Source organism: Bacillus sp. ILBB4, from assembly GCF_035064545.1.
Taxonomy (GTDB): Bacteria; Bacillota; Bacilli; order Bacillales; family Bacillaceae_H; genus Priestia.
Genome location: NZ_JAIQVD010000003.1, coordinates 470,858 through 496,993, shown reverse-complemented (window position 1 = coordinate 496,993; position 26,136 = coordinate 470,858). Strand labels below are relative to the sequence as shown.

General features: G+C 39.1%; 30 protein-coding genes and 2 riboswitches. Of the genes, 8 read left to right on the top strand and 22 right to left on the bottom strand.

What is annotated here, in order from left to right; all coding sequences use genetic code 11:
* Positions 1-39: 39 nt before the first annotated feature.
* On the bottom strand, positions 40-1,206 hold the full coding sequence (locus LAV82_RS14755) for a C40 family peptidase (protein WP_016764712.1): 1,167 nt from the start codon (positions 1,204-1,206) through the stop codon (positions 40-42).
* A gap of 452 nt (positions 1,207-1,658) precedes the next feature.
* Here LAV82_RS14755 and LAV82_RS14750 point away from each other — a divergent pair, with 452 nt between their 5' ends.
* Positions 1,659-3,353, top strand: coding sequence for a catalase (locus tag LAV82_RS14750; RefSeq protein WP_499716334.1), 1,695 nt, complete (start codon positions 1,659-1,661; stop codon positions 3,351-3,353).
* Between the two features lie 47 nt (positions 3,354-3,400).
* Here the strand turns inward: LAV82_RS14750 and LAV82_RS14745 are convergent, their stop codons facing one another.
* Together LAV82_RS14745 and LAV82_RS14740 are read right to left on the bottom strand one after the other, a co-directional pair.
* Complete coding sequence (locus LAV82_RS14745; RefSeq protein ID WP_013057709.1) at positions 3,401-3,802, bottom strand: YfbO family protein; 402 nt, start codon at positions 3,800-3,802, stop codon at positions 3,401-3,403.
* Between the two features lie 304 nt (positions 3,803-4,106).
* Positions 4,107-5,444 carry a sodium-dependent transporter gene (locus LAV82_RS14740; protein WP_499716333.1) on the bottom strand — a complete coding sequence of 446 codons (1,338 nt, stop codon included), beginning with the start codon at positions 5,442-5,444 and terminating at the stop codon, positions 4,107-4,109.
* Positions 5,445-5,616: 172 nt separating this feature from the next.
* Here LAV82_RS14740 and LAV82_RS14735 point away from each other — a divergent pair, with 172 nt between their 5' ends.
* A complete protein-coding gene (locus LAV82_RS14735; RefSeq protein ID WP_013057711.1) occupies positions 5,617-6,069 on the top strand; it encodes a hypothetical protein in 453 nt (150 codons plus the stop codon).
* Positions 6,070-6,111: 42 nt separating this feature from the next.
* Here LAV82_RS14735 and LAV82_RS14730 read toward each other — a convergent pair whose 3' ends face one another.
* On the bottom strand, positions 6,112-6,537 hold the full coding sequence (locus LAV82_RS14730; protein ID WP_013057712.1) for a DUF6843 domain-containing protein: 426 nt from the start codon (positions 6,535-6,537) through the stop codon (positions 6,112-6,114).
* A 189-nt stretch (positions 6,538-6,726) separates the two neighbouring features.
* Between LAV82_RS14730 and LAV82_RS14725 the strand changes: the two genes are divergently transcribed.
* Complete coding sequence (locus LAV82_RS14725; protein WP_016764718.1) at positions 6,727-6,873, top strand: hypothetical protein; 147 nt, start codon at positions 6,727-6,729, stop codon at positions 6,871-6,873.
* Positions 6,874-6,891: 18 nt separating this feature from the next.
* Here the strand turns inward: LAV82_RS14725 and LAV82_RS14720 are convergent, their stop codons facing one another.
* The 16 genes from LAV82_RS14720 to murG form a co-directional block, all read right to left on the bottom strand.
* Complete coding sequence (locus tag LAV82_RS14720) at positions 6,892-7,308, bottom strand: DUF350 domain-containing protein (protein WP_013057713.1); 417 nt, start codon at positions 7,306-7,308, stop codon at positions 6,892-6,894.
* A gap of 14 nt (positions 7,309-7,322) precedes the next feature.
* The gene (locus tag LAV82_RS14715) at positions 7,323-8,582 is read right to left on the bottom strand and encodes a glutathionylspermidine synthase family protein (RefSeq protein WP_211077912.1); all 1,260 of its coding nucleotides are present in this window, start codon (positions 8,580-8,582) and stop codon (positions 7,323-7,325) included.
* Positions 8,582-8,902: a hypothetical protein gene (locus LAV82_RS14710; RefSeq protein ID WP_211077911.1), complete on the bottom strand. Its 321-nt coding sequence runs from the start codon at positions 8,900-8,902 to the stop codon at positions 8,582-8,584. The genes LAV82_RS14715 and LAV82_RS14710 overlap by 1 nt, the downstream gene beginning before the upstream one ends.
* Positions 8,902-9,360 (bottom strand): hypothetical protein, encoded by a 459-nt coding sequence (locus tag LAV82_RS14705; RefSeq protein WP_211077910.1) that lies wholly within the window; start codon positions 9,358-9,360, stop codon positions 8,902-8,904. The genes LAV82_RS14710 and LAV82_RS14705 overlap by 1 nt, the downstream gene beginning before the upstream one ends.
* 115 nt (positions 9,361-9,475) lie before the next feature.
* Positions 9,476-9,937 carry a hypothetical protein gene (locus tag LAV82_RS14700; RefSeq protein ID WP_499716332.1) on the bottom strand — a complete coding sequence of 154 codons (462 nt, stop codon included), beginning with the start codon at positions 9,935-9,937 and terminating at the stop codon, positions 9,476-9,478.
* A 464-nt stretch (positions 9,938-10,401) separates the two neighbouring features.
* Positions 10,402-11,289, bottom strand: coding sequence for a sulfite exporter TauE/SafE family protein (locus LAV82_RS14695; protein WP_211077909.1), 888 nt, complete (start codon positions 11,287-11,289; stop codon positions 10,402-10,404).
* Positions 11,290-11,539: 250 nt separating this feature from the next.
* Positions 11,540-12,634, bottom strand: coding sequence for an oxidoreductase (locus LAV82_RS14690; RefSeq protein WP_499716331.1), 1,095 nt, complete (start codon positions 12,632-12,634; stop codon positions 11,540-11,542).
* Between the two features lie 90 nt (positions 12,635-12,724).
* On the bottom strand, positions 12,725-13,279 hold the full coding sequence (gene lepB / locus LAV82_RS14685) for a signal peptidase I (protein WP_013057720.1): 555 nt from the start codon (positions 13,277-13,279) through the stop codon (positions 12,725-12,727).
* A gap of 254 nt (positions 13,280-13,533) precedes the next feature.
* Positions 13,534-13,968, bottom strand: coding sequence for a CBS domain-containing protein (locus LAV82_RS14680; protein ID WP_057273481.1), 435 nt, complete (start codon positions 13,966-13,968; stop codon positions 13,534-13,536).
* A 35-nt stretch (positions 13,969-14,003) separates the two neighbouring features.
* The gene (gene kdpDN, locus LAV82_RS14675; RefSeq protein WP_013057722.1) at positions 14,004-15,146 is read right to left on the bottom strand and encodes a KdpD-like non-kinase potassium sensor; all 1,143 of its coding nucleotides are present in this window, start codon (positions 15,144-15,146) and stop codon (positions 14,004-14,006) included.
* A gap of 53 nt (positions 15,147-15,199) precedes the next feature.
* Positions 15,200-15,766, bottom strand: coding sequence for a potassium-transporting ATPase subunit KdpC (gene kdpC / locus LAV82_RS14670; protein WP_029322673.1), 567 nt, complete (start codon positions 15,764-15,766; stop codon positions 15,200-15,202).
* A gap of 13 nt (positions 15,767-15,779) precedes the next feature.
* A complete protein-coding gene (gene kdpB / locus LAV82_RS14665; protein ID WP_499716330.1) occupies positions 15,780-17,855 on the bottom strand; it encodes a potassium-transporting ATPase subunit KdpB in 2,076 nt (691 codons plus the stop codon).
* Positions 17,856-17,876: 21 nt separating this feature from the next.
* Complete coding sequence (gene kdpA, locus LAV82_RS14660; protein WP_170959532.1) at positions 17,877-19,538, bottom strand: potassium-transporting ATPase subunit KdpA; 1,662 nt, start codon at positions 19,536-19,538, stop codon at positions 17,877-17,879.
* 24 nt (positions 19,539-19,562) lie between these two features.
* Complete coding sequence (kdpF, locus tag LAV82_RS14655) at positions 19,563-19,643, bottom strand: K(+)-transporting ATPase subunit F (protein ID WP_063611563.1); 81 nt, start codon at positions 19,641-19,643, stop codon at positions 19,563-19,565.
* 378 nt (positions 19,644-20,021) lie between these two features.
* Positions 20,022-20,162: riboswitch (cyclic di-AMP (ydaO/yuaA leader) on the bottom strand.
* A 15-nt stretch (positions 20,163-20,177) separates the two neighbouring features.
* Positions 20,178-20,303: a hypothetical protein gene (locus LAV82_RS14650; protein ID WP_499716329.1), complete on the bottom strand. Its 126-nt coding sequence runs from the start codon at positions 20,301-20,303 to the stop codon at positions 20,178-20,180.
* Between the two features lie 80 nt (positions 20,304-20,383).
* A riboswitch (cyclic di-AMP (ydaO/yuaA leader) is annotated at positions 20,384-20,526 on the bottom strand.
* Positions 20,527-20,947: 421 nt separating this feature from the next.
* A complete protein-coding gene (gene murG / locus LAV82_RS14645; RefSeq protein WP_499716328.1) occupies positions 20,948-22,015 on the bottom strand; it encodes an undecaprenyldiphospho-muramoylpentapeptide beta-N-acetylglucosaminyltransferase in 1,068 nt (355 codons plus the stop codon).
* A gap of 177 nt (positions 22,016-22,192) precedes the next feature.
* On the opposite strand from murG, the gene LAV82_RS14640 reads away from it, so the two are divergent.
* Complete coding sequence (locus tag LAV82_RS14640; protein WP_029322681.1) at positions 22,193-22,528, top strand: CHY zinc finger protein; 336 nt, start codon at positions 22,193-22,195, stop codon at positions 22,526-22,528.
* A 19-nt stretch (positions 22,529-22,547) separates the two neighbouring features.
* Here the strand turns inward: LAV82_RS14640 and LAV82_RS14635 are convergent, their stop codons facing one another.
* Positions 22,548-22,862: an ArsR/SmtB family transcription factor gene (locus LAV82_RS14635; RefSeq protein ID WP_499716327.1), complete on the bottom strand. Its 315-nt coding sequence runs from the start codon at positions 22,860-22,862 to the stop codon at positions 22,548-22,550.
* 204 nt (positions 22,863-23,066) lie between these two features.
* On the opposite strand from LAV82_RS14635, the gene LAV82_RS14630 reads away from it, so the two are divergent.
* The 4 genes from LAV82_RS14630 to LAV82_RS14615 all read left to right on the top strand — a co-directional run bounded on the left by LAV82_RS14630 (position 23,067) and on the right by LAV82_RS14615 (position 25,444).
* On the top strand, positions 23,067-23,351 hold the full coding sequence (locus LAV82_RS14630; RefSeq protein ID WP_211077906.1) for a putative quinol monooxygenase: 285 nt from the start codon (positions 23,067-23,069) through the stop codon (positions 23,349-23,351).
* A gap of 29 nt (positions 23,352-23,380) precedes the next feature.
* Positions 23,381-24,118 (top strand): oxygen-insensitive NADPH nitroreductase, encoded by a 738-nt coding sequence (gene nfsA, locus LAV82_RS14625; protein ID WP_499716326.1) that lies wholly within the window; start codon positions 23,381-23,383, stop codon positions 24,116-24,118.
* 92 nt (positions 24,119-24,210) lie between these two features.
* A complete protein-coding gene (locus LAV82_RS14620) occupies positions 24,211-24,648 on the top strand; it encodes a hypothetical protein (RefSeq protein WP_013057731.1) in 438 nt (145 codons plus the stop codon).
* A gap of 115 nt (positions 24,649-24,763) precedes the next feature.
* Positions 24,764-25,444 (top strand): DUF4397 domain-containing protein, encoded by a 681-nt coding sequence (locus tag LAV82_RS14615; protein WP_499716324.1) that lies wholly within the window; start codon positions 24,764-24,766, stop codon positions 25,442-25,444.
* A 34-nt stretch (positions 25,445-25,478) separates the two neighbouring features.
* Here the strand turns inward: LAV82_RS14615 and LAV82_RS14610 are convergent, their stop codons facing one another.
* Positions 25,479-26,012 (bottom strand): GrpB family protein, encoded by a 534-nt coding sequence (locus LAV82_RS14610; RefSeq protein ID WP_064471844.1) that lies wholly within the window; start codon positions 26,010-26,012, stop codon positions 25,479-25,481.
* Positions 26,013-26,136: the final 124 nt, after the last annotated feature.

The following is a 26,136-nucleotide window of genomic DNA, read 5'->3' as shown; positions in this document are numbered from 1 at the left end:
AAAGGAATAGTTCTGCAACTACTCCTTTTTGTTACACTCTTATAGGTAACGCTTTGCTCCTAAGTAACGTTTTGACCAGTAAGAGTTGCTTAGTGATGTGATTGTCACGCCTGTTGAAGAACCTGCATGCATGAATTGACCGTTCCCGATATAAATTCCAGCATGACTAGCTCCTGGTTGGTACGTTTCAAAGAAAACGATATCGCCAGGCTGAGGTGAACTTACACGCGTACCAGTTTGATAGATGCTAGCAACTGTACGAGGAAGACTTACACCTACTGCATTGCGATATACATAGTTAAGGTAACCACTGCAATCAAAGCCTCCAGGCGCAGCTCCACCCCAAACATAAGGTGTTCCCATAAAACGTTTACCATATGAAATAACTTTTGAAGCTGAGCTTGAGCTTGTGCTGCTTCCTGTTGATGTTGAAGGTTTTGAGCTGCTAGAGCTGCTTGAATTTAATTTATTCAGCGTATCTGGACCCGCTTCTCCGTCTACTAATAAACCATTTGCACGTTGAAATGATTTTACTGCACTTGTTGTAATTGAGCCAAAGTAGCCTGTTACACCAGCTGAGAAGTAACCTTTATTTTTTAGTTTTTGCTGAAGGCTGCTTACTGCTGAACCTTTCATACCTTGACGTAAAATAGTTGAGTTGCTAGAGCTAGAACCACCAGTTGAAGCGCTAGAACCGCCATTTTTTAATTTGCTTAACGTAGCTGGACCCGCAATTCCGTCCACAGACAGTCCGTTTGCACGTTGAAATGCCATTACTGCATTTTTTGTAATTGAACCGAAGTATTGAGTCGTAGTTCCTTTAAAATAACCTTTATTCTTTAGCTGCTGCTGTAAAGATTGTACGTTTGGTCCAGTTGAACCAACGCGCAGCAATGAACTTGAGCTAATTGATGAACTTCCGCTTCCTAGCAGCTTATTAAATGTAGATGGACCTGCAATACCATCTGCAGATAAACCATTTGCACGCTGAAACGACTTTACTGCGCTAGTCGTGATTGAACCGTAATAGTTTGTTGTTGTACCGTATGTAAAATAACCTTTGTTTTTTAATTTTTGCTGTAATTCTTTCACATCTGAATTACTTGTTCCTGGGTGCAGCGTAGCATCTCCTAAAGCAGCTTCACTAATTGTAGGTACTACTGTTAAAGATCCACATAACGCTAACGAATATATCAACTTTTTCATAAAAAAAGGTTCCTCCAATGCCATAATCTACTAATCTATAAGACGTTTACATTGTAACAACACATTATTACAAAATAACATCACTAATATTACATTTATGTTACAGGAAACGACAGTAGCGCAGCTGTATGGTGTATATTGTCGTAGTTTATTGTCGTTTAACACTTAATAAGTTCGACAAAAAAGCTAATATATTCCAATATTATTCCTTTTCCTACACTAATAATAGGTAAAAAATCACCCGTAACATTATCTTTATATTTCAAAAAAAACAATTTATTTTTTTTTGAAATGTGAAACTTTTTTAAAATTTATTCGTTTAGCGGACTTGTTCCCCTCTTTAGTAAAACAGCTTTTCTTCTAAAAATTTATATTTTTTCCATATTAATGAATAAAAAAGCGAAGGCTGAAAAAAATAGTCTTGTTATGTTTGAAACAAGGAGGATTATTTTATGAGCCATAAAGGCATTCATGGTACAAATGTTAGCGGATCAGGTGACTCGGAGGACCAACGCTATGCAGCCGGAGAAAACGAGCAGACGCTTACGACGCGTCAAGGTCACCCCATTCGTGATAACCAAAATTCTCGAACGGTAGGCAACAGAGGACCTGCTACTCTTGAAAATTACCAGCTGATTGAAAAGCTTTCGCATTTTGATCGTGAACGTATACCGGAACGTGTTGTTCATGCCCGGGGAACGGGAGCTCACGGATATTTTGAAACGTACGGAAAGCTTGGAGACGAGCCCGTTGAAAAATACACCCGCGCAAAAGTTTTTTCAGGAGCAGGCAAACAGACGCCCGTTTTTGTCAGATTTTCTACCGTAACTCATGGAAAGGACTCTCCAGAAACAATGCGAGACCCAAGGGGGTTTGCTGTAAAGTTCTACACAGAAGACGGAAACTGGGACTTAGTAGGAAATAACCTTAAAATATTTTTTATCCGCGATGCTATTAAATTCCCTGATTTGATTCATGCTTTTAAGCCCGATCCTGTGACAAACCGTCAAGATACCGAGCGTATTTTTGATTTTATTTCTCACACCCCTGAGGCTATGCATATGATTACTTTTTTATTTTCACCTTGGGGAATACCTGCTAACTATCGGCAAATGCAAGGTTCCGGTGTTAATACATATAAGTGGGTAAACAAAGATGGCGATGCGTTTCTTGTGAAATACCATTGGGAACCAAAACAAGGAATTAAAAATTTGACCCAAAAGCAAGCAGAAGAAATTCAAGCTAAAAATATCAGTCACGCCACTCAAGACTTGTATGAAGCGATTGAGAGCCGTAACTACCCCGAGTGGGAACTTTGTATACAAATCATGGAAGATGGAGAGCATCCTGAACTGGATTTTGATCCGCTTGATGACACGAAAATTTGGCCGGAAGACCAATTTCCATTTCTCCCAGTAGGTAAAATGGTCCTAGATAAAAATCCAAACAACGTATTTGCTGAAACGGAGCAAGTCGCATTTGGTACGGGTGTACTTGTAGACGGACTAGATTTTTCTGATGATAAAATGCTGCAAGGAAGAACGTTTTCCTATTCCGACACGCAGCGTCACCGGGTGGGAACAAACTACTTGCAGCTGCCTATTAACGCGCCGAAAAAACATGTAGCAACAAATCAACGCGACGGTCAAATGGCCTATCATGTAGATGCTGCTCCAGGTCAGAACCCGCACGTGAATTACGAGCCTTCTTCCCTTGGAGGTCTTCAAGAAGCGCATGACCATCCAAAACCTCATCAGCCTTATGTTGAAGGAAATGTAAAAAAAGAAAAAATTGATCGTACAAATGACTTTAAGCAAGCTGGTGAACGCTATCGTTTACTAGAGGACTGGGAACGTGATGAGCTTATTCAAAATTTAGTAGACGGCTTAAAATGTTGTCACCATACCGTTCAAACAAAGATGATTGAGCTTTTAACTCAATGTGATTTTGACTACGGCAATCGAGTAGCAAATGGCATTGGTCTTCTGACGCATGATGATGGTTCCCTAGAAATTGAAATGGGAGCAGAAATGACTCCTACATACGGGAAATTGCCAAAAGAAGGCGGTTCACCCTTAGGAAGCAACAAAGCTGCTGATGCGGTAGAAGAAGCTAATGAAAAAGGTCACGATGCTCATCCTTATTAACAAAAAACATCCTGCAGCGACAGCAGGATGTTTTTTGGGTTAAACGCTTATGACCAAGTAACGGCAAACACGTGGTAGTCATTTTTTAACTGTGGCGCATCAATGGGTGTCCCGTGCTGATATCCTTGTTTCACTCTTTTAGGATGTAAGGGTTGAACCCATTCTTTCACTTGCTGTTTTGTACCATTTGCTAAAATATATACACAATCAGAAAATGCCCCGTCATTGTTTGGACTATCAACTTTTAGTACTTCCACTAACACATCTTGGACACACGTTTTTCTCTGAATACACATAAGCGTATGGTAGATAATATCAGCGGACACATCGTTATTTAAACGAAAGCCCACCTTTTTTTGTTCAAAAAAAGACGAGAATGAGACGATTGGTAATGTCTTTTTTTGTTCATACGCTTGAGATAAAATCTTGACAAGAACTTCTCCACTCAAGATGATCCCTCTTTCTAAAAAAACGCTTCATCACAACATATGTGAGCATTGATTATGCTCATAGGATAATATATTATCATAGTTTAATTCTGTGGTGTTAGTCTTTTTTGGGGTTTTTACACTGGGAATTATACCCGCCTATTTCTTGCGTTTCCCTGAAGTTCTCGCTACTAGCAACAGAATTATTAATAAAATAAATACCCCTGCCCCTACAAACATATCATACAAGAAATCAAGCATCATACTCCTCCTCTTCCTTCAAAAAAACGCTGTTAAAACCAAGCGTTTTAACAGCGTTTTTTCGTTAGATAAAGCCTAGCATATTAAGAAATACAATGATAATTAAAACAGGTGCAATGTATCGAATAGCAAGAAGCCATAAAGAGAACCAGCGCTTCACATTCGCTGAACCGTGCTTAAATTCTTCAATTAGCACATCTTTTTTCATTTTCCAAGGAACAAAGATGGCGATTAAAAGAGCACCTAGTGGCATAAGGATATTACTTACAAGAAAATCGAAAGCGTCAAAGATGCTTTCTCCAAAGATCGATACGTCACTTAATAAACCATACGATAGCGCTGAAGGTATTCCTACCACGAAGATTAGCAAGCCCGAAATCCAAGATAGCTTTATACGCTTGTGCTGCTCTCCTTTGGCTAAAGAAGCAACAATAATTTCTAACATCGAAAACGCAGATGTCAAAGTGGCAAATAAAAACAGCGCCAAAAAGAAAGTTTGAAACACAATTCCGAACGGAAGCTGTTCAAAAATAGAAGGCAATACAATGAATAAAAGACCTGGTCCTTCCGTCGGTTTTACACCCATTGAGAAGACCGCAGGGAAAATTGCCAGTCCTGCTAGTAAAGAAATCAAAATATTTAACGCTGAAATTGAAATAGCCGATTTTGGCAAGTTTTGCTGCTTAGATAGATACGAACTGTACGTAACCATAACTGAAACGCCTACGCTAAGCGAAAAGAATGCTTGTCCCATGGCAAACAAAATCGTTTGGGATGTAAGCTTTGAAAAATCTGGATACAAAAAGAAAGATACGCCTTCCATCGCCCCGTCTAATGTTAAAGAACGAATAATGATAATAATAAATAAAATAAAGAGAGCAGGCATTAAAATTTTGTTTGCTTTTTCAATACCATTTTGAATGCCTCTTGCGACTACAACAATTGTTAAAAGAAGAAAAACAAATTGAGAGATAACAGCACTTGTTGGATTAGCAATGGTCGAGTTAAATAAACTCCCGTAGTCACTTACTCCATTCAGCTGACCCGTGACGCTGGCAAAAATATATTGTAAAATCCATCCTCCTACTACACTATAGAAAGATAATAAAATGAAGCATGTAATCACACCTAAATACCCGATTCCTTTCCATAGAGAATCGGGAGCAACTGCATCATAAGCACGAATTGCTTCCTTTTGTGTATGTCTACCTAGTACAAATTCAGCAAGCAAAAGCGGCAAACCAATAATTGCTGTAAACAAGATAAACAGTAAAAAAAAGGCCCCTCCTCCGCTTGTTCCGGCTACATAAGGCAGTTTCCAAATGGCTCCGATTCCAATCGCGGAACCGGCAGATGCCAAGATAAAGCCGAGTTTTGAGGTCCATTGTTCGTTTTGACTCATTTTTTCTCACCATTTTTCTTTATTTATTCTGATTTGTCATACTATATCATACAACCCTTCTGTCGAAAAGGGTTTTTGTTGTTTTAACCCCCATCATGTGTTATGAATAGTATGTAGGTTTCATGATTTATTTTCGTAACTAAAAAAAGTTTGACAGTTAGAGGTACAAAAAATGACAAATCAGCAAGTAATACAGCAACAATTTTTAGATAAGTTCCTTGATTTTATCTTAGTAAAATGTCCAAACTGCGAACTATGTGCGCGAGTTGTAAAACTGGATAAAAAATTGAGTGGGTCAACGCACTCATGCACGTGTCCTCACTGCGGTTATCTAGACGTAACCAATGCTGATAGCCAAGGACCGTTAGAACTTTCTGAAGCAGTAGATCCTTTTTTTCAGCTTCCGCTTTACTTAGAAACGATATGCCCTGAACGTCGACTTTGGGCTTATAACTTAGATCACCTTCAGTATATTGAATCTTATATTGAAGTTAAAACATGCGGGGCTTGTTTCGACGAGCTGTCGGTTGAACATTCATTGCCAGATTGGGTAATTCATAAGCAGAAAGAAGCATTAAACGAAATTCAACGTTTAAAAGACACCGTCTTTTGCACATTCAAATGAAGATAGAAAAGAAACATTGCCGAAGAGGCAACGTTTCTTTTTTTACGAAGAACTTTCTTCGGTAAGTTTTCTTCGATAGTCTCCGGCCTTATCGAACTCTTTTGCGGTGCCGACGAAAAAGTAGGTTACCGTATGATTTTTGTTACCTTGAGTCGTTCCATGAATCATCTTCCCCTGCTTCAATTGCTTTCGCTCTCCATTTTTATTTACATAGAAATATTTATTTCTTGCCCAGCCGCCGCCGCTTAAAAGCGTTTTGGTTTTCCCGACTCCCTGGTCATTTACTTTAAATACAATGTAGTCTCCTTCTGTCTTGCTGGGATTTCCGTTATCTTTGTCATATTCGACCATAACCCATCCTTTGTACCCTTCTGGTATAAGGAAAATGCTCGGTTGAGACGTTTCATCTGGGCGTCCACATCCAGCTGCGATTATAATCATTAAGCACAAAATGAGCCACCTTTTCACTTTTCCCAACTCCTTTCTTAATAAAAGACGTGCCTCTATACTGCTTTTAGTTTTTGTTGAAGGTAAGATTATATTCTTTTTGTATCCCTCAATTTTTTCCAGTTTATCCAATCAAATATGCTATATTTACGTATTGTTTGTCACACACTATTAGCAGGCGTTTACAATTTACATGGGAGGATAACAAAAATGAGCTATGTTTTTTTATTTATTTTGCTCTTTGTCATTCCGCTTTACACACAGCAAAAAATTGTTCGTGCCGATCGTGAAAATACACGTACATTATTACTAAGTGAACACGAGCAATCTGGACATAAAAAAAGCGATTCCCCGTAAAACAGGAATCGCTTTCTTTTAATATGTTAAGCTTCCGGCCACAATAAGGCCGACGGCAACCGACGCTGCAAAAAGAGTTACTCCAACCGCTACATTTCCTTCTTCTACTTTTTTGGCTAGGCTCGTTTTAGGCGTCATGATAAATTCAATAACCCAATATGCCACTACTTGAGTAATGATACCTACTACTCCCCAAAGAGTTGCATCTACCAAATTTAAGCTGTTGCTCCATACAGTAAAAATGACAATAGCAAGCCCAATTCCTTTTCCCCATAACTTCAAAGCGACCGCCACATTGCCTTTTTTTATGAGTTCACGGTCATTAAACTTTGTTGTTAATTCAAATACCATAACTCCGATAAATAATAGCCCTAACCCTACCGCTACGTGAGATAAAAAACTCCCTATACTAGCCCAATCAATCCATTGTGTCATTTTTATTCCCCTTTTCATTTTAATCCAATCGGCAAATAATACGATTCGTTATCCGTAATTTGATTTCCAGCTCGTATTCCTAATGCGCTTGCTTTTCCATTTAATAAAAAGCACCCGTACATGATATGAGCCTCTATTGTTTGCGTTTGAGTCTTCATCGTTGCAGTTGGCAATGGAATAAACTGTTGATACACAGCCGTGTATTCTTGATATGTTTTATGCTGATCTTCGTCTATTTTGATTCCATCTTCATTATAAATTTCAACGGTATCTCCCTCACGACCAAAAGATGGTTTCTTCACAAATGCTTGTTTTCTTTCAATAAATGGATCTTCTTCTAAATACGTTGGTAAAAAGTACGTTTCAATGATGTGATGCTCTTCTTTAGTGAAGAAAGGGTGATGTTGTTCATACAAAGCCCAAATGAGTGCTTGCACGGCTTTGGACTGCAGTAAAAATGCAGAAGGCGGGTTGATTATGGCTACTTTTTTTTGCTGTGCCAATGTTAAAAGCATGTGTCCGACTTTTTCATGCGTGCTCGGATCTTCATCTTCAATTAAATGTTCAAGCGGATAAGTTTGGCGATAAAGTACGTCTATTTTTTGTCCATATTGATCATACACGCCCGCTTCTATATGTTCACCTTCTTCCACTGTAGAGGAAGGGACAATTCGAAGCTGCGATAATGGAACGTATGTAGCATCTACATCGGCTAGCTTCATTAAATAAAGAGTCGTTAGCTTATCTTCTTCATGTGTATCATGAGAAGAAAAAACGACGTTTGGATAGTTCGTTCTATCGAGCTCGTTATAAGCTTCAAAAATGGCGTGTTTTAATGCTAAAGCAAGCTTTTCTTCCTCAAGCTTATTAGGGTTTTGCACTTGAAAATGACGACAGACTAACTCATTTACATGAAATAATTCTTTAATGAACGTAGGCGTATCCGCATTTAGTTCTAAAAGCTTGATTTGATCAGTCGTAACAGCAAAATCAAGGCGCGAAATCACACTTTCTGTTTCCATCGTTTTCAGTCGTAGGTACGGGAGGCTGTCTTTTGGAAATCCTAAAGAAAAAAGCGTCTGATCATCTAACGAACGAAGTAAAGGTGCAGTTTTAAAAAATAATTCCCCGATTTGATTTGAAGCTTCTTTAATAGAACCAATGATATGAGAAGACTCTATATGTACGTCATAAAGAGCATACTCTGTTCCGTATAAATCGTGCCAAAAATCTTCAATTTCTTTATAAAACATTTCTCGCTTTTCTTTATGCATTACCCGCCAAAACCGCCTTTAGAGCCGCTCCCAATTCCAGATTTATACGAGCTGCTTGATTTAAATGATTTATAGGCCGATGATGAGGTCAGCTGTTTTTTAGAGACGTAGTAGCGGCCTCCGTGATAATATGAGCCGCTGTGGGAAGAAGAAGAATCTGAACAGTAGTACGTTTGGGTATCTTCATCCCATTTCCACTTGTCACACGATTTATCTTTCGGTTTAGCTGGTCTTGCCTGATCAGTTGAACCACAGGCAACGAGCGATGTCATTAAAGCTGTGGTCAAAACCCCGGCCATCATTTTTTTTGTTTTTGACATTACGCCTTTCCCCCTTCATACGTTACGCCTGTTTTTGTTACATATAAACTGTACACGCTGCGATCTTCATCAATTTCCGCAGAGTCTCTTTCCCATTCCAGTCCATTGTAGTATGTATAAACTGTTCCGATATAGCTTAATACGTCCAAATGCGTATGAAATGAAGAGACGAATAAAATCGGATGTCCTCGAAGAGAATTCAGTTCGCGGACTTCTAATGTAATCTCTCTGTGATCATCTTCTGCTTGCTCTTTCGGTCCATGTTCATGTTCTTTTACATAAATAATATGTATATCATCTTCGACTGCAGATGAAGTTTGTTTATACGTTACTCCTTCTTTAACAAAAAATTCGCATTCTCTTCTTGCTAAAATTTGTTCAAGTTCAATAGATTGATAGTGATAAATAGATACAAATGTATCATCAGGCTTTAGCAGTCGGTATTCTAACTTTCCCATTATGCAACTCCTTTTGTGACTTTTTTGTGAACGTTCTTTAATAAATACGTACAGATTTTCAAAAAGTTTCAATTTTTCTCATATTAAAAGGCTTAGCTTTAGATAAGCTAAACCTTTATTTTCTTATCACATCTGTCACAACTTCATAACCGCCTGTGTATGGGTCGAATACATATTCAAGCATGCCGTTTCCACGATTGACTTTAAATAGATAACGGTATTTTTTAGGGCTGTCTTTTGCTGGATATACGTATTTTCCTTTTTGGAACTGACTTAGCAAGAGCTGTTCTCTTTGCGCAAGCATTTTTTTTGCTTCATTATAACCATACAGCGGGAGATTTTTGGCATAGAGAACCGGTACGAATACAAGCACAACGACTGAAATCGTAATAAGCCCTTGTTTAAACCACCGCATAAATCTCTTTGGATTTCGCGAAAGCAACATCGTGATGACAATTACTACTAACAAAGGAACAATATATACTTGAACATACGGAATGTTTGCAAATACAGGTCGATTAATCAATAAGACAATTACTTCGATAGCTGCTACTAATACTAAAATAAAATAGACCACTTACTCTTCACACCTCGACGATTCAATGAATTTTATATGTGTTAGAAAGTATTCCCACTCATGAATGAACTCGTCTATTGTATCATAAGACGCAAAAAAAATATCTACGCTTCTCTATTTTACGGAATTCAGATAATAAAAGAGATTGAGACATAACGAAATCACCCCAATCTAAAGACGAACAAATGGGATAATACGCTAGCATGGATCCCTTGTTACACCGCTGTTGATTTCCGTACAAGGCTGCGCTTTCCGAGGGCGGCCGCTCCTGCCGGGTCTCATCTGTTCCGATTTTCACGCAGGAGTCCTCGCCTTGCCCTCCAACCAACAGCTAGAAACCACTACATACATGAAACTACCTTCACTCTAACCATAAAAAAATCTGAACGCATTTGATTCTCCATCAAGAATCAAATGCGTTCAGATCTTCCTTTAACTAAGCTACTTTTATTCCATCCTCTTTATTACGAAACTTCTACGTTTCGATTTTGATTATATTTTTTTCCTTGTAACAGTGAGTAAATGATCGCTGCGGCCCACACAATAAGTATGAATGCATATACAGCTATCTGAGTTGAGCTGCTGGATACCCATGTGTTTAAGAGTGTTCGAGCATTTGTTAAAATGATAAATCCACCAACAAGTGAACCAAGCAAGTGAGCCGGGATAATACGAACAAACCATGCAGCAATCGGAGCCGCGATAATTCCGCCAATCATAAGGGCGCCTACCCAGAACCAGTTTACCTGCTCCCAGCCAAGAGAAATTAAAAAGCCAAGTGTAGCCGAGACGGCAATAGCAAATTCACTTGTATCCACGGTTCCAACGACTTTCCGGGCTGTTGTGCCTTTTTTAGCTAGCAATACAGGCGTTGCTATCGGCCCCCAGCCTCCTCCTCCTGTAGCATCAGCAAATCCAGCAATTAATCCCAACGGAATGGACTGCTTCGTCGATAAAGGTTTGGTGCTCTTTTCTTCGTTTGTTTTAAACGTAAATAAAAAACGAAATAACACATAAACTCCTAGGAGCAATAAGAATGTTGAAACGTAAGGCCTTACTGCATCTCCAGGTAAATTACTTAGAAAGCAGGCTCCTAAAAAAGCTCCGATGGAACCTGGGATAATTAGTTTTAACACCATCGATTTATCTACGTTTCCAAATTTAATATGTGAAACACCAGAAGCTGCTGTTGTTACAACTTCTGCTAAGTGAACAGATGCGGAAGCCACAGCTGGTGCAATTCCAAACGTTAAAAGCAGCGTAGTTGATGTCACCCCGTATGCCATTCCGAGTGATCCATCAATTAACTGAGCTAAAAAGCCAATAAGTGCAAACGTAATTAACTTTTTCATGTTGTCCCTCCACTTTCATCTTCTGTTAGAAAGCGCAAAAAGGCCTCCAACAGTTGTTTGCTAGAAGCCTTCGGTATGTCCGATCAGCTGTCCGTTTTATGAATAAGTTGTTTATATTGTAATCCTAACTATTCCTAGAAGTCAACTGTGTTTTTGATTTTTTCTTTTAGTCTATGTATGCTGCTTGGTTATAGTATCAGTAAAATAAAATTCTTCTTGTTAAGTCAACCACATAAAAACGACCGCTCACTTAATAAGGGCGGTCGTTTTTATGCATGTCTTTCCAATGAGCCAGCACTTCAGGAGGCAAACTCACATCTTTATCTAATGACGTCATATCCATAGAAGCAGGCTCGTCGCTATTTATCACTTTTTCTACCCAATCTGGCTGTACGACTAATGCTTGTTCAATCGTAATTAAAGCCAGACCTTGCTCAAAAGCTTCTGCTACTTCTGTTGCTGTAAGTCCTCCTGTACCTACAAGAGGGACACGGTGATTGACGTGCTTAATAATCGAAGAAAGAAGTGAACGATTTTCTTCACTATCCAAGGTAGATTCATGCAAATCACTGATATGTAAATAATCAATTTCTGTATGAACAAGACGATCAATCCACTCAAATGTATCTTCCACTTTATTTCCTAAATAGCCTTTTTCTTTAGGCGCTAATGTATACCCCACAATAAATGGTTTGCCCGCATGTGCTGCTCGACGCGTCACTTCACGAATAACTTCAAGTGCAAAAGTGAAGCGGTTTTCTGCGCTTCCCCCATAAGAATCGCTTCGTTCATTGGCTTGCCTTGACATAAACTGCTGCAGTAAACATTCATTTCCTCCGTCAATTTCCACTCCGTCAAATCCTGCTTCCATAGCTCTAGTGGTAGCTTCGCCAAACGCTTGAACAATATAAGTTATATCGCGCTCGTTCATTTGAACAGGCTTTTTGCCTTTACGTTTATGAGGCTTTTCACTTGGGCTAATGGCTTGCCATTTATTTTTCATTTCTACGCACTTTCTTCCCCCGTGCGATAGTTGAAGAATCGCTTTAGCTCCTCTCCTATGAATCATTTGAGTTAGTTGATGAAGCTTTCGTATGACCTGATCACGATGAATGCCGATTTGACCATGTGCTACTTGGCCATTTTCTGTGATAAACGCGGGGCCGACAATTACCGTACTGACGCCCCCTACTCGTTTTTCGTAAAAAGTCAGATCGATATCGGATATTTCTCCGTTTTCCCGTGAAGCGTATGTGAGTATAGGTCCCATTGCTAATCGGTTTTTCATCTCAAGAGCATCAACAAATTTAAAATGTTTAAATAATTTTTCATAGGCTGTCTTCAATTAATTCACACCTTTTTTCCTTAGCTTGCCCATCTAGAAGCCGAGTAGACATAGGCACAAAAAAAGAAATACCTTCGCCGGCATTTCTTTTTACGTTGTTTTTCTTATTTTTTTAATGGGGTAAAATACAAATTCGCTTTTTCCGACAATCCGTTTCTCATCAATGAGACCTAGACCGTTGCGGCTATCCATACTGTACAGACGGTTATCACCCATTACAAATACTTCGTTTTTAGGTATTTGAACGGGTTCAAAATCTCCTGTGAGCTCCATATCCATGTTATTGGCAATTTGACGATTCGTTTTTAAATAAGGTTCACTTACTTTTTTATCATCAATATAAAGCTGATCTTTTTTCATTTCGATTTTTTCACCTGGCAGACCGATTACTCTTTTTACATAATGCTTATTCTTAGCCTCATCTTTAATAATCACAATATCTCCGCGGCGAATATCATGGAGCGAATACGACAGTTTATTCACAAACAAACGCTCTCCGTTATGAAGCGTTGGGTTCATTGAAGCGCCTTCTACAATATACGGAGAAAATAAAAATGCGCGAATCATAAATACTAGAGCGATAGCGAAGATAATAGTTTTGAATATGCTGCGTAATTGATCGCTTTTTGTTTTTTCCGTAGTCAATATACTTTGTCTCCTTTGTACAGCTCACTTTTCTTATGAAAAAAAGCAAGAAACCTCTTACTTTAACACTTATTCTAACTTAATCATAGAAAGAACTGAAATCAAATGTTTTATGTTATGTAAAAAAAGAACCTCTAACAAATGTTAGAGGCTTACATTACGCAAGTTTCGTCTTTACATCTCTTATTATAACATTAATTATATAAAAAGAGACTACCTTTTATGTAAAAATTATGTTTTTTACGCAAACTTAACTAAATCTTCACATTTAAAGGCGTTTCTCCATGTATAAAAAGTTGAGAGATACAATACTCTATAATCTCTCTTCGCCGCACGAGTCCAATAAAAATATTTTGATCATCTACAACTGGTACAAAATTTTGTTCAGACGCGCGTGACAAAATACTTTCCATTTCGTCATTAATGGTGATAGGTTCATAATCGCGATGCCTTGGGACCTCTTCAATTCGTAGGTGTTCTAGCTCATGAAGTTCTATATGCTCTAGGCTTTTTATTTTCCATAGCAAGTCTCCTTCTGCCAAAGTCCCTACATATTCTCCTTTTTGGTTAATGAGCGGTACAGAAGAGTAGCGATGATACTCCATTTTCTCCAATGCTTGACGGACAGTTGACTGTGTCGACAGGGTAACGACTTCTTTTTTGGGGAGTAAAAAGAACGCAATATTCACTCATATTCTCCTTTTATTATACATCCATTTTATTGTCATTGCTTTGCTGAATCTGAAACAATATGAATGTCGATGTTATGAGTCTGTCTCATAATCGTATTCACAATAGACCCTTTTCGAATCTCTTCCCACCTTGTCCTCGCTGATTGCCCTAGTAAGATTTGAGTAACGCGATACTGCTTGGCTACGTTCACAATCACTGCAGCCGGTTTTTGCTTTTTAGCTTCTTCAACAATTAGCGATGCGTGAAAGCGATCAGCAAATTCCTGCCACTCTTTGATTTGTGCTTTTTGCCTTTCAGTTTGCTCGCCTGTAAAAACATGAAGCAGCAGCAAATCTGCTTTCAACCGGTTTGCCATTCTCCAGCCTCTTCGAATCAATTTTTCAGCTGTTTCACTGTATTGAATGCATACTAAAATGCGTTCGCAAATACCTGTTACGCCAATTTCATGGGAATGAATGAGCTTACCGTCCACTTCATCCGCTATTTCTCTGAGCGTTAATTCACGAAGGGCATGGAGATTTGCGAGCTTAAAAAAAGACTGCAGGCTTTGTTCAATTTTATGAACTTCGTATATTTTGCCTTCACGAAGACGCTTTTGCAGCTGTTCTGGCGTAACATCCACAAGCTGAATTTCATCTGCTTGCTGGATAAATAAATCTGGCACTGTTTCACGAACTTTTACCTGGGTAACAGCATATACGAGATCATGTACGCTTTCCATATGCTGAATATTCATTGCTGACATGACTGAAATACCTTGGTTGAGCAGGTAAGAAACATCTTCAAAACGTTTTTTATGGCGGCTTGTCGGCACATTTGTATGAGCGAGTTCATCGATAATTACAACTTTTGGCCGCCTTCTTACAATCGCCAGCAAATCAAGCTCTTGTAATTCTTTTCCCTTATAAAAAATGGTTTCTTTTTGGATTACTTCTAGATTTCCGATCATCGCCTCAGTCTCATTCCTCCCGTGTGCTTCTACATATCCAACTACGACATCTACGCCTTCTTTGACTAAATCGTGCGCATCTTGAAGCATTTTATACGTCTTTCCTACTCCCGGCGCCGCACCGATGTAGAGTTTAAGCTTTCCGCGCTTCTGATCATGAAGTTCACGCAATAGTTCTTCCGGAGTTTTTCTTCGAAAGTATGGATGAGCTTCTTTTTCTTTCATTGTTCAGGCCCCTTTATCACACTCGCTTCAATACATGAAGCGAGGGCATGTAATTAGCGCTCTCGTTGAACAGCTAAATTTAGCTCTACTACATTTACTCGTTTTGCACCAAAAGCTCCTTGCTGAGTATGTTCTTTGATCAGCTCTTTTAGCGTGTTGGTGTTAATATGCGCTGCTTTTGCTACGCGCTCTACTTGTGCATATGCAGCTTGTGGCGTAATATCCGGATCGAGTCCAGAAGCCGAATTTGTGACGGCATCAATTGGAATTCCGCCTTTTGGTACCTCGTTTTCTTTTTTCCACGCCGCTACTGATCTTTCGATACGGTTCGTAAGATCTTTATTTGAAGGTGCTAAATTCAACGAGCCAGACCCTGCCCCGTTATAATCAATACTAGAGACTCTGCCATGAAAAAATGCATTGCTCGTAAACTGCTGCCCTATCAGCTTAGAACCGATAACTTGATGCTTGTTTGAATAGATTAAGCTGCCATTTGCTTTACTTGGAATAGCCGTCTGAGCAATGCCTGTCATCACAACAGGATAAATAAGACCACAAAGAATTATCATCATAATTGTTAAGCGAACAATAATGCTTCCCATTCGTTCTGTTTGTATCATCGTTTCTTCTCCTCTACATTACAAATGAAAGTAGTAAGTCAATCGCTTTAATCCCAATGAAGGGAACCAATACCCCACCTAATCCGTAAATGAACAAATTTTTTCGCAGCAGGGTGTTAGAACTCATCGGCTTATACGCAATTCCCTTCATGGCTAAGGGAATTAACAGCGGGATAATGACCGCATTAAAAATAAGCGCTGACAATACGGCAGATAGAGGTGAATTCAGCTTCATTACGTTAAGAGCCTCCATTTGCGGAATCGCCAAGGTAAACATGGCTGGAATAATAGCGAAATACTTAGCAATATCGTTTGCGATACTGAATGTAGTTAAGGCACCCCTTGTCATTAATAGCTGTTTTCCAATTGAAACGACTTCAATGATTTTAGTGGGATCAGAATCTAAGTCCACCATATTTGCTGCTTCTTTAGCAGCTGAGGTTCCGCTGTTCATTGCTAAGCCAACATCAGCTTGAGCAAGCGCAGGGGCATCGTTTGTCCCGTCACCTGTCATAGCAACTAGCTTTCCTTGCTGCTGTTCATATTTAATTACTTGAATCTTGTCTTCTGGCTTGCATTCCGCAATAAATTCATCTACTCCAGCTTCTTTTGCAATGGTTGCAGCGGTTAACGGATTATCTCCTGTACACATAACCGTTTTAATACCCATTCTACGAAGTTCATCAAAGCGTTCTTTCATTCCTGGTTTTACCGTGTCTTTTAAATAAATTAAGCCATAGATTTTATCATCATCGGCGACGGCAAGCGGCGTGCCACCAGCTCCTGCAATTTCGTTTGCTTTTTGCTGCAAATCAGAGGGAATCTTCCCGCCCTTTGACTCTACCCATGCCGTGACGGCGTCCACTGCTCCTTTTCGTACAGATACATTCTCTAAGTCAATACCGCTCATTCGCGTTTCAGCTTTGAATTCTACAAATGTTCCCTGCGTTTTTCTAAGATCTTCTACTCCCATACGGTTTTGAATAAAATCAACAACTGAGCGCCCTTCTGGCGTTTCGTCGTAAAGAGAAGAAACAAACGCCCATTTGTAAAGTTCACGTTCGTCTATGCCTTTTACAGTCGTTAATTGATGAGCCATTCGGTTTCCGAACGTAATGGTGCCGGTTTTATCTAAGATAATTGTATTGATGTCACCAGCTGCTTCTACTGCTTTTCCTGACATGGCGATCACGTTAAACTGAGTAACTCGGTCCATCCCAGCAATTCCAATGGCCGATAATAATCCTCCAATTGTCGTAGGAATGAGGCAGACGAGCAGTGAAATTAAAATAGCCGTGTCGAGCTGAAAATGTAAGTAATTTGTAAATACAGGAAGCGTCACAACAACTAGTAAGAAAATAATCGTCAGACTTGTTAAAACCGTGTTTAGCGCAATTTCATTTGGCGTTTTTTGACGCTCTGCTCCTTCAACAAGCGAAATCATTTTATCTAAAAATGATTCACCTTGCTCACACGTAATTTTAACTGTAATTTCATCACTGACAACTCTTGTACCTCCCGTTACAGAGTTAAAATCTCCCCCTGCTTCTTTCATAACAGGTGCCGATTCACCCGTAATAGCCGATTCATCAACAGACGCCAGTCCTTTAATGATTTCTCCATCTCCAGGAATCATCTCGCCTTGTGAAACGACGACGATGTCTCCTTTTTTTAGTTGCGATGCCGAAACTTGTATCATTTGCCCGTTTTGAAGTTTATTAGCTGTAATGTCACCTTTCGATTGCTTTAATGAGTTTGCCTGCGCTTTTCCTCGTCCTTCTGCTAATGCTTCTGCAAAATTAGCAAAAACAATTGTGAAAAATAAAACGAGGGATATGGTAATATTAAAGCCTGCGCTTACTGTACTTTCTCCGAAAAGGTCTGGAACAACAGCTAAAAAAAGCGTAATAACAAACCCGATTTCTACTACGAACATGATAGGGTTTTTTATCATCGTTCTTGGACTTAGCTTGATAAAAGCCTGCTTTACTGATTGAATAAAAATCGATGAAGTTTGTTTATCTACTGAACCTTGAATGTGACTGTTACGATCTAATTCAAGATTATTCATAAAATTCCGTTTATTCATTATAATCCTCCGCTTTCTTGATTACAGTGTCAAATACTCAGCAACCGGCCCAAGTACAAGCACCGGGAAAAACGTAAGTGCCCCTACAATAACGGTAGTTCCAATTAAAATGCCGCTAAATAAAGACGTATCCGTTTTAAATGTCCCAGGTGTTTCAGGAACAAGCTGCTTAGATGCTAGTGAGCTCGATACCGCCAGCATCGTAATTAGTCCGAAGTAGCGTCCAATATACATAACAATTCCCGTAGAAATGTTCCAAAACGGAGTTGCGTCACCGAGTCCTTCAAAACCGGATCCATTGTTTGCTGCTGACGACGTAAATTCGTACAGTGCCTGGCTTAACCCGTGAAAGCCTGGGTTTGATATACCTTCCATTCCTAAATGAGTAGTGAGCGCTACGGCGGTTCCCCCTAAAATTAGCAGCGGCTGCAGAATAAGCGTCACGGCAATGAGCTTCATTTCTTTTCCTTCAATTTTTTTACCTACGTATTCCGGGGTTCTTCCAACCATTAAACCTGATAAAAATACGGCGATGATGACGTACATCATGACATTCATAAATCCTGCTCCGACACCGCCAAATACAGTATTTAACATCATATTTCCAAGTGTCAATAACCCGGTAAGAGGCGTAAGGGTATCGTGCATGGCATTGACTGCGCCTGTTTCACTTGCTGTCGTCACGATGGCGTACAGAGTTGACATGCCGACACCAAAACGAACTTCTTTCCCTTCCATATAACCGCTCGCTTCATTCAAATGAAAAGCATCAAGTCTAGGGTTGCCACCCCACTCTGTTACAAACGCTGTACTTAAGATAACAATAAAGAGCATACTCATCGATATAAACAAGATGCGACCTTGTTTACGCTGTCCGATCATTTTTCCGTACGTAAAAGGAAGTGCGGTTGGCAATAAAAGCATAAGGACGATTTGTAATACATTGCTCCACGCATTAGGATTTTCAAATGGATGAGCTGAATTAACACCAAAAAATCCCCCTCCGTTGTTGCCTAGCTCTTTGATTGAAAGAAAAGAAGCAACTGGTCCCCTTGCTATTTGCTGGGATGCCCCTTCTAATGTATGGGCAGTCACCGTTCCGCTTAACGTTTGAGGAACACCTAAAAACGCAAATAAAATGCCTGTTATAAAAGCGATAGGAAGTAAAACATGCGTAATTGATTTCACAAAATCAACAAAAAAGTTTCCCATTTCCTTCCCTGCCAACCCACGAATAAAAGCGATTGCTACCGCAAGTGCTGTTGCTGGTGCAGCAAACATCATAAATACAACGGCGGCCATCTGTGAGAAATAAGACAAACCTGATTCACCGCTGTAGTGCTGCAAGTTCGTATTTGTCATAAAACTAATGGCCGTGTTAAAAGCAAGGGCCGGATCCATTCCTTTGATGTGGCTTGGGTTAAGCGGCAGTACCTCTTGAAACCGGAAGATAAGATACACCACAAAAATCATAAACGTATTCGCCAAAACGAGAGCAAGTGCATATTGCTTCCACGTCTGATTATGCCCTTTAATTCCTGCCGCTTTAAACATCACCGATTCTATCTTCCCTACCAAGCTAGTGTTTTTATCGTTTGAAAACACATTCGCTATATAAATACCTACGGGCTTTGCAATAAGCGCTACAAAAACAAGCAGCAGCGCAACTGATAGTAGAAAAATTCCCACGTTTTATTCCTCCACTTATTAAAATTGTTCTGGATTTAACAGTACATATACTAAATAAATTAAAACGAGAACTGAAATACCTAACAAAATGAACGACATGTTCACTTCTCCTCTCTTTCGTCTACTACATGAGACGACCAGCAAATAATTCCGTACATAGCAGCTGTTAATATGGCAAGCGTTCCAAGCATGATTATATCCAAGTTGCTCCCTCCTATCTGTTTCTTACCACCCATGATTAAGCGTAGTGACTGTTTCTGTGCGTAAAGCATCACGCCCAAGTGAGCTAGCTGCGAAAGGTTATCTTTGATTGTTTAATCCTCACGTATTGTTGCTCTCGTTTTAAAAGCCTTACTATATCCTCTTTACGGTGCAGACATAACCTGCTCTCCTATTTTCCCCATTAAAAAAACCGCAGAAGAGAGTTCTCTTCCGCGGTTTAATGCACGACAAATAAGCCGTGATCGACACGAATTTTTTTACTCCCAAAACGCTTACGGAGTTAGCTGTCGGATTCGGGTTATGGAAGTAACCCTACTCAGTTAAGAGATTCACCCCTAGTACATACGTACAAAATATTGGGTCCCCCGCTCATAATTGATTAAGCGTATATTTGTTATTTAATTTTTAGACTTAATTATGGTTTTTACTGCTGCGTTTAAAACTTTGATTAGCTAACGTAGACAAATAGCGGTTTGCTAGATCAAAAGATTGCTGGTCGCACATTGCTCGGTATTCAATCAATTGAATCATTTGCATAAATGCATCTTGACGCTCCTTTCACCTATATTTTGAAAGGAGCGTACTATCCGCTGTTATAGAAAACGACCACGATTACACCATCCTCTCTCTTAACGCTTACGAAGTTAGCTGACGGGTTCGGGTCAAGAAAGTAACCCTACTCAATTAAGAGATTCACCCCTGATAATTGGGTCCTCCGCTCTTTCCTTCTCTTTCAGAAAAGACTCAGCGTTTCACAGTGGAACGTTTCATGAGAGTAATCTTACTCCTGTTAAAATTTACTGTCAACAACATTTTTTGAAATTTTAAAAGCTTTATTTTTCTATGTATATTCATTATTTTAAAATAATAGATTCGAAGAAAAAAAGGTTGTGACTGAATGTAGCCCATCTAAAGATGAACAGGTGAAACCTATGAGCTGAACCGCTTGTGACACCGCAGTTGATTTCTGTGCAAGACTTCGCTTTCCGCGGGCGGCCGCTGAGCCTCCTCGTCGCTTTTCCCGCAGGAGTCTTCTTCTTGCCCTCCAATCAACTGCTAGAAGGATCTGAACAGGTGAAACCTACGTTCACTTTAACAAAAAAAAACGAACCACTAATCAAACACCTTGATCAATGGTTCGTTTTTCACTTCGGCTAAAGTACGTTTGTCCCAGCCTTTTTTTAGCTCATTTTCTCAATTTCATTTACAAGAATTGAAATGGCATCCGTTTTTGTTGCTTCACGCATTGTACGCTTCATCGTACTTGCCTGCTGCTGAAGCTCATTCACTTCACGCAAAAACACTTCTTTTGTTAACTGTTCTTCTTCCACGACCATACAGTAGCCTTTTTTCTTAAAGGACTGTGCATTTAAAATTTGATCTCCGCGACTTTGTGTTTTTGACAAAGGAATAATCATCATCGGTTTATGAAGGGCTAAAAACTCAAAGATAGCATTTGATCCGCCGCGTGTAATCACATAATCAGTGGCCGCTAGAACATCTGGAAGCTGTTCATTTACATATTCTAACTGACGGTAGCCCGACTCTTTTTCAAGGCTTGTATCAACATTGCCTTTTCCGCACAGGTGTACAATTTGAAATTTCTTTTGCAGTTCAGGCAAGGACTCTCGAACAATTTCATTGATGCGACGTGCTCCTAAACTTCCGCCCATAATGGTTAAAATTGGGCGCTTATCATAAAAGCGAAGCCAGCTTTCCCCGTTCGCTGCGCTTCCGCTAAATAATTCTTTTCGAATAGGTGAACCAACAACCTGCACTTTTTCTTTTGGAAAATAGTTTGCCGCTTCATCAAAAGAAGTGAAAATTTTAGTGGCAAATTTCTGCGCAATTTTATTTGCCAGTCCCGGTGTTAAATCACTTTCATGAATGAACACGGGAATGTTTAGCGATTTAGCAGCCATTACAACAGGAACTGTGACAAAACCGCCTTTTGAAAACACAAGAGAAGGCTTTAACTTTTTCAGCACGCGACGTGCATCGCCAACTCCTTTTGCTACTCGAAATACATCTTTTACATTTTCCATATCTACGTATCGACGCAGCTTCCCGCTTGAAATCGCATGATATGGAACGTTTAATTTTGTAATTAATTCTTTCTCAATACCATTGTGAGAACCGACATAATGGATATCCCATTTTTCACTGTCTAATTCTTTCATAATGGCAATGTTTGGTGTTACGTGTCCAGCTGTTCCGCCTCCGGTAAAAACGATAACTTGCTTACTCATTTTTTCTTCCTCTCTTTACTTCACTTAATCGATCTGTTTTGACATCAATTTTTATCTGATCTTTTTAGCATGCAATCTGACATGTAAAACGATGGTTTTATTATAGCATTTTTCTTTTTACATATGTATGATAAGGCGTATAAAAGCATGCTATACTTTTCATAGGGAGTGATGATAATGAACAAATCTGTACCTGCAGTAAAAGGTGATACGGTGGATTCCGAAACGCGCTGTACGCACTATCATACAGCTAAAGATATTATCGCAATAAAATTTTATTGCTGTAATACATATTATCCATGCTATCAATGTCATAACGGACATGCTGATCATGATATTAAAAGGTGGCCAAAAGCTATGTTTAATAAAAAAGCTATTCTTTGCGGAGTATGTAAACATGAGCTATCAATTAATGAATACTTAACCTGTAACTCGACTTGCCCTCACTGTCGTTCTTCTTTTAATCCCGGGTGCAGCCTGCATGCACACATTTATTTTGAACAAAAAAGCTGAACAAAACATCGTTCAGCTTTTAAAATAATTGCTCATCTATATTTATAATGGAAGGAAGCAGACCTGGGAACAATTCCTCAAGTTCTTCTAAACGCAAGGAATAATAGTGCTGCGTACCTTCTATACGTAGTTTGATAATTCCAGCTTCGCGAAGTACTTTAATATGATGTGATAGCGTTGATTTTGATACATTTAATTTTTGATAATACGAACAGGTCTGCTCCTTTCTTGTCACTAAACACTGTACAATTCGCAGCCGGTTAGGATCACTCAACGCATGTAAAATAGGCGTTAATTTAATTTCAGATTTCGGTGGTTGATAAGGTTTTCTCATGCTTAAAATATAACACAGCTTCTTTTGTGTATCAATGTTCGATAACTTTCGAACTAAATTCCTTGCACTGTTATTTAATCGGTGTTATAGTTTCATTGTTCGATGATATTCGAACTTATCTTCATTTTAATCGTAAATTGAATGAAAGATTAAAAACAAAACAAATAATATAAAGCACCATCATTATTAAAGGAGGAATCACCCATGATTCATTTACAAGCTTCAATGAAAGTTAACCCAGCAAAAAGAGAAGAATTTTTAGAAAACGTACAAGAACTAATTAAGCATTCTTTACAAGAAGAAGGAAACAGCAACTATCAACTATTTGAAGATGCTTTTACACCTAACACATTTATGATGATTGAAGAGTGGAAAAGCGAAGAAGCAATTCAAGCACACAATAAATCAGCTCACTTCCAAAGTTTTGTAGTATTTGCTCAAACTGGCGTACTTGTAGCACCTTTAGATGTAAAAACATTACAAGGTTAATCATAACTTCTTTGAAAGGATGACGCATCATGAATGAAGCAATTCGTATAATTCAAGATCATCGTTCTATCCGTCAGTATACAGACGAAGCAGTAAGTGACGAACATTTAGATAAGATTATTCAATCTGCTCAGTCAGCCGCTTCTTCTATTAATGGACAGCAAGTAACTATTATTAGCGTCCAAGATAAAGAAAAGAAGAAAAAACTTTCAGAGCTTGCCGGCAACCAAGCGTGGATTGACCAAGCTCCTCTATTTTTAATCTTTTGTGCAGATTTTAATCGTGCTAAGATTGCAGCTGAGCTTAACGATGCCCCTCTTGGCGTAACCGATGGGCTTGAATCAATTTTAGTCGGGGCAACTGATGCTGGAATTTCTTTAGAAGCCGCAACAGTTGCAGCAGAATCACTCGGTTTAGGTACAGTCCCAATCGGAGGAATTCGCAGAAAGCCGCTAGAAGTCATTGAACTGCTCGATTTACCGGAATACGTATTCCCAGTAAGCGGTCTTGTGGTTGGGCATCCGTCAGATCATTCTGCGAAAAAGCCTCGATTGCCACAAGCTGCTGTGCACCATCGTGAAAGCTATAATCACGACTTGAAGTCATTGATTCAAGACTATGATGCTGAAATGGCAGAGTATATGAAAAAGAGAACAAACGGTGCTGATGACCGCAACTGGTCACAAACTGTATCAGCTATTTACAAAACCATTTATTATCCAGAAGTTCGAGCGATGCTTGAAAAACAAGGATTTAAATTCGAATAACCAAAAGCTGCGATGAACATCGCAGCTTTTTTATCTACTTTAACAGCGTGCTGAATAGACTAAAAGTAATACTCAATAAATGAGGTGTTGATATGGAGTTTATTTTAATTTGTAATTTTCTTTTAAGTGCAACCGCAGCGTTTTTATTGGTGCCGGCTTTTACAAAAAAGCACACACTTCACGTAACTTTACTTTCTCTCCTTTTCCTCCTTTCGATTGTCCCGACTTTTCTTCTCGCTAATCCACATATCGGCGTTTTGCCTTGGGCTATTCGAGACGGTCTTCTATTGTTCGCCGCTTTCCTTTTCTTTTATTTAACCTTCACTTTAAACAGATGGAAAAAGCTTTTGTTTTTTCTTCTATTTTTACTGTCGATTGCTCCTCTTTCCTACGTCGTATATGACGACTTCACGCATACGTATATAGATGCCAATATTGGGCTTGGCCTAGGCTTTTTATTGACATGGCTCTTAACAGCTCTGTACAATATTTTGGCTATTCTTCGATTTTTTCGTCAGAAATCTCAGTAAACATATCAAAAGTTAACAAACAAACGAATAGTTGATTTTATTTAGTGTACGCTAACAACTGCACAGTCCTTCTATTTACATAAAGCTGTGTATAATAAAAAAGGAGTGATACTTGATGAAACGACTATTCGTAATGGCAGCAGTGATTGCCTTCTTGGCACTTAGCCGCATGTTAGTATTTGCTGCTGAAACACCTCCTGCTGCAGATGAGCGAACAGCTCAAAATGCAGAAGTTCGCATCGTTCATGCTTCACCGGATGCTCCGGCTATAGACATTTTTGTGGATGACAAAGCTATAGTAGAAGGAGCAAAGTTTAAAGATGTCTCCAACTCCTTGCCTTTGTCAGCCGGTTCTCATAAAGTAGAAGTATACGAAACGAAGACAAAAGGAACAAAAGATTCCATCATCGAAGCTACCCTTGTTGTAGACGGTGGAAAATCGTATACAGTGGCCGCTGTAAATAAAGCGGAAAATCTTGAACTACAGGCTTTCACGAATAATAAGCAAGGAATGGATGGAAAAGCAAGCTTACGTGTTGCTCATTTATCTCCTGATGCTCCTGCGGTAAACGTAGGTCCTAAAGGTGCTGCTCCTTTATTTAAAGATCTGTCTTTTAAAAGCATTTCAGGTTATCAAGTAGTAAATCCGGGTTCGTATGATCTATCTGTTTCCACAGCAGATGGAAAAGAAATACTAAGTCTTCCTAGAACAAATCTTCAAAGCGGTAAAAACTATACGGTTCTCGCAGTAAATACTGCTGACAAGCTTGAGATCATTGTTTTACAAGATAATTAATTAAAAAACGTCATTTCAATTGAAATGACGTTTTTTATAGACTGCGCTGAATGAATTCTTCTTTTTTGTACTCATAGGTAGAAATATCGTTCCACAATCGTTTTGAAAGCTCGTATTTCATACCTTCATATTTTTTTCTAGCACGTTCGCTCGAGCGTAACTGCTCCCTGAAATTAATTCGTTCGTTCCAGTAAGGAGATTCACTGACCGTTACATACACATGACTTCTTCTAGCATCATGTGGAATGAGCCTACGGGCATTTTTAGCTGTCATAATTGGAGGATAGTGTGCAGCTGGAACGCCTTCTTTTAATAAGACAAACATCTCTTTTTCCCCTACATATACGTGAGATTTATTTTTTAATATAGCCCGCACTTCATTTATGTCTTCTTCGCGTTTGACTCCGATTAAAATATCAACGATTGGTGAACCTGCCAATCCTGGAACGGACGTGCTTCCAATATGTTCGATGTCTACTGAAAAGTCTTTTAGTGTATTAAGCAACGCTTCTTTTTCCATTTGATACAAAAGCGACCACTTTGTTTCATACTGAACAATCTTTCGCATATCAGTTTCCACCCTTTCACTTTTTTATACTGTATCATGTTTCAAAATAAAAAGAAAGAATTTTCTAACTATTTACTTTTAGTTTATGCTACGAGCTTTACAGCAATATAGACAGGCTTTTTAT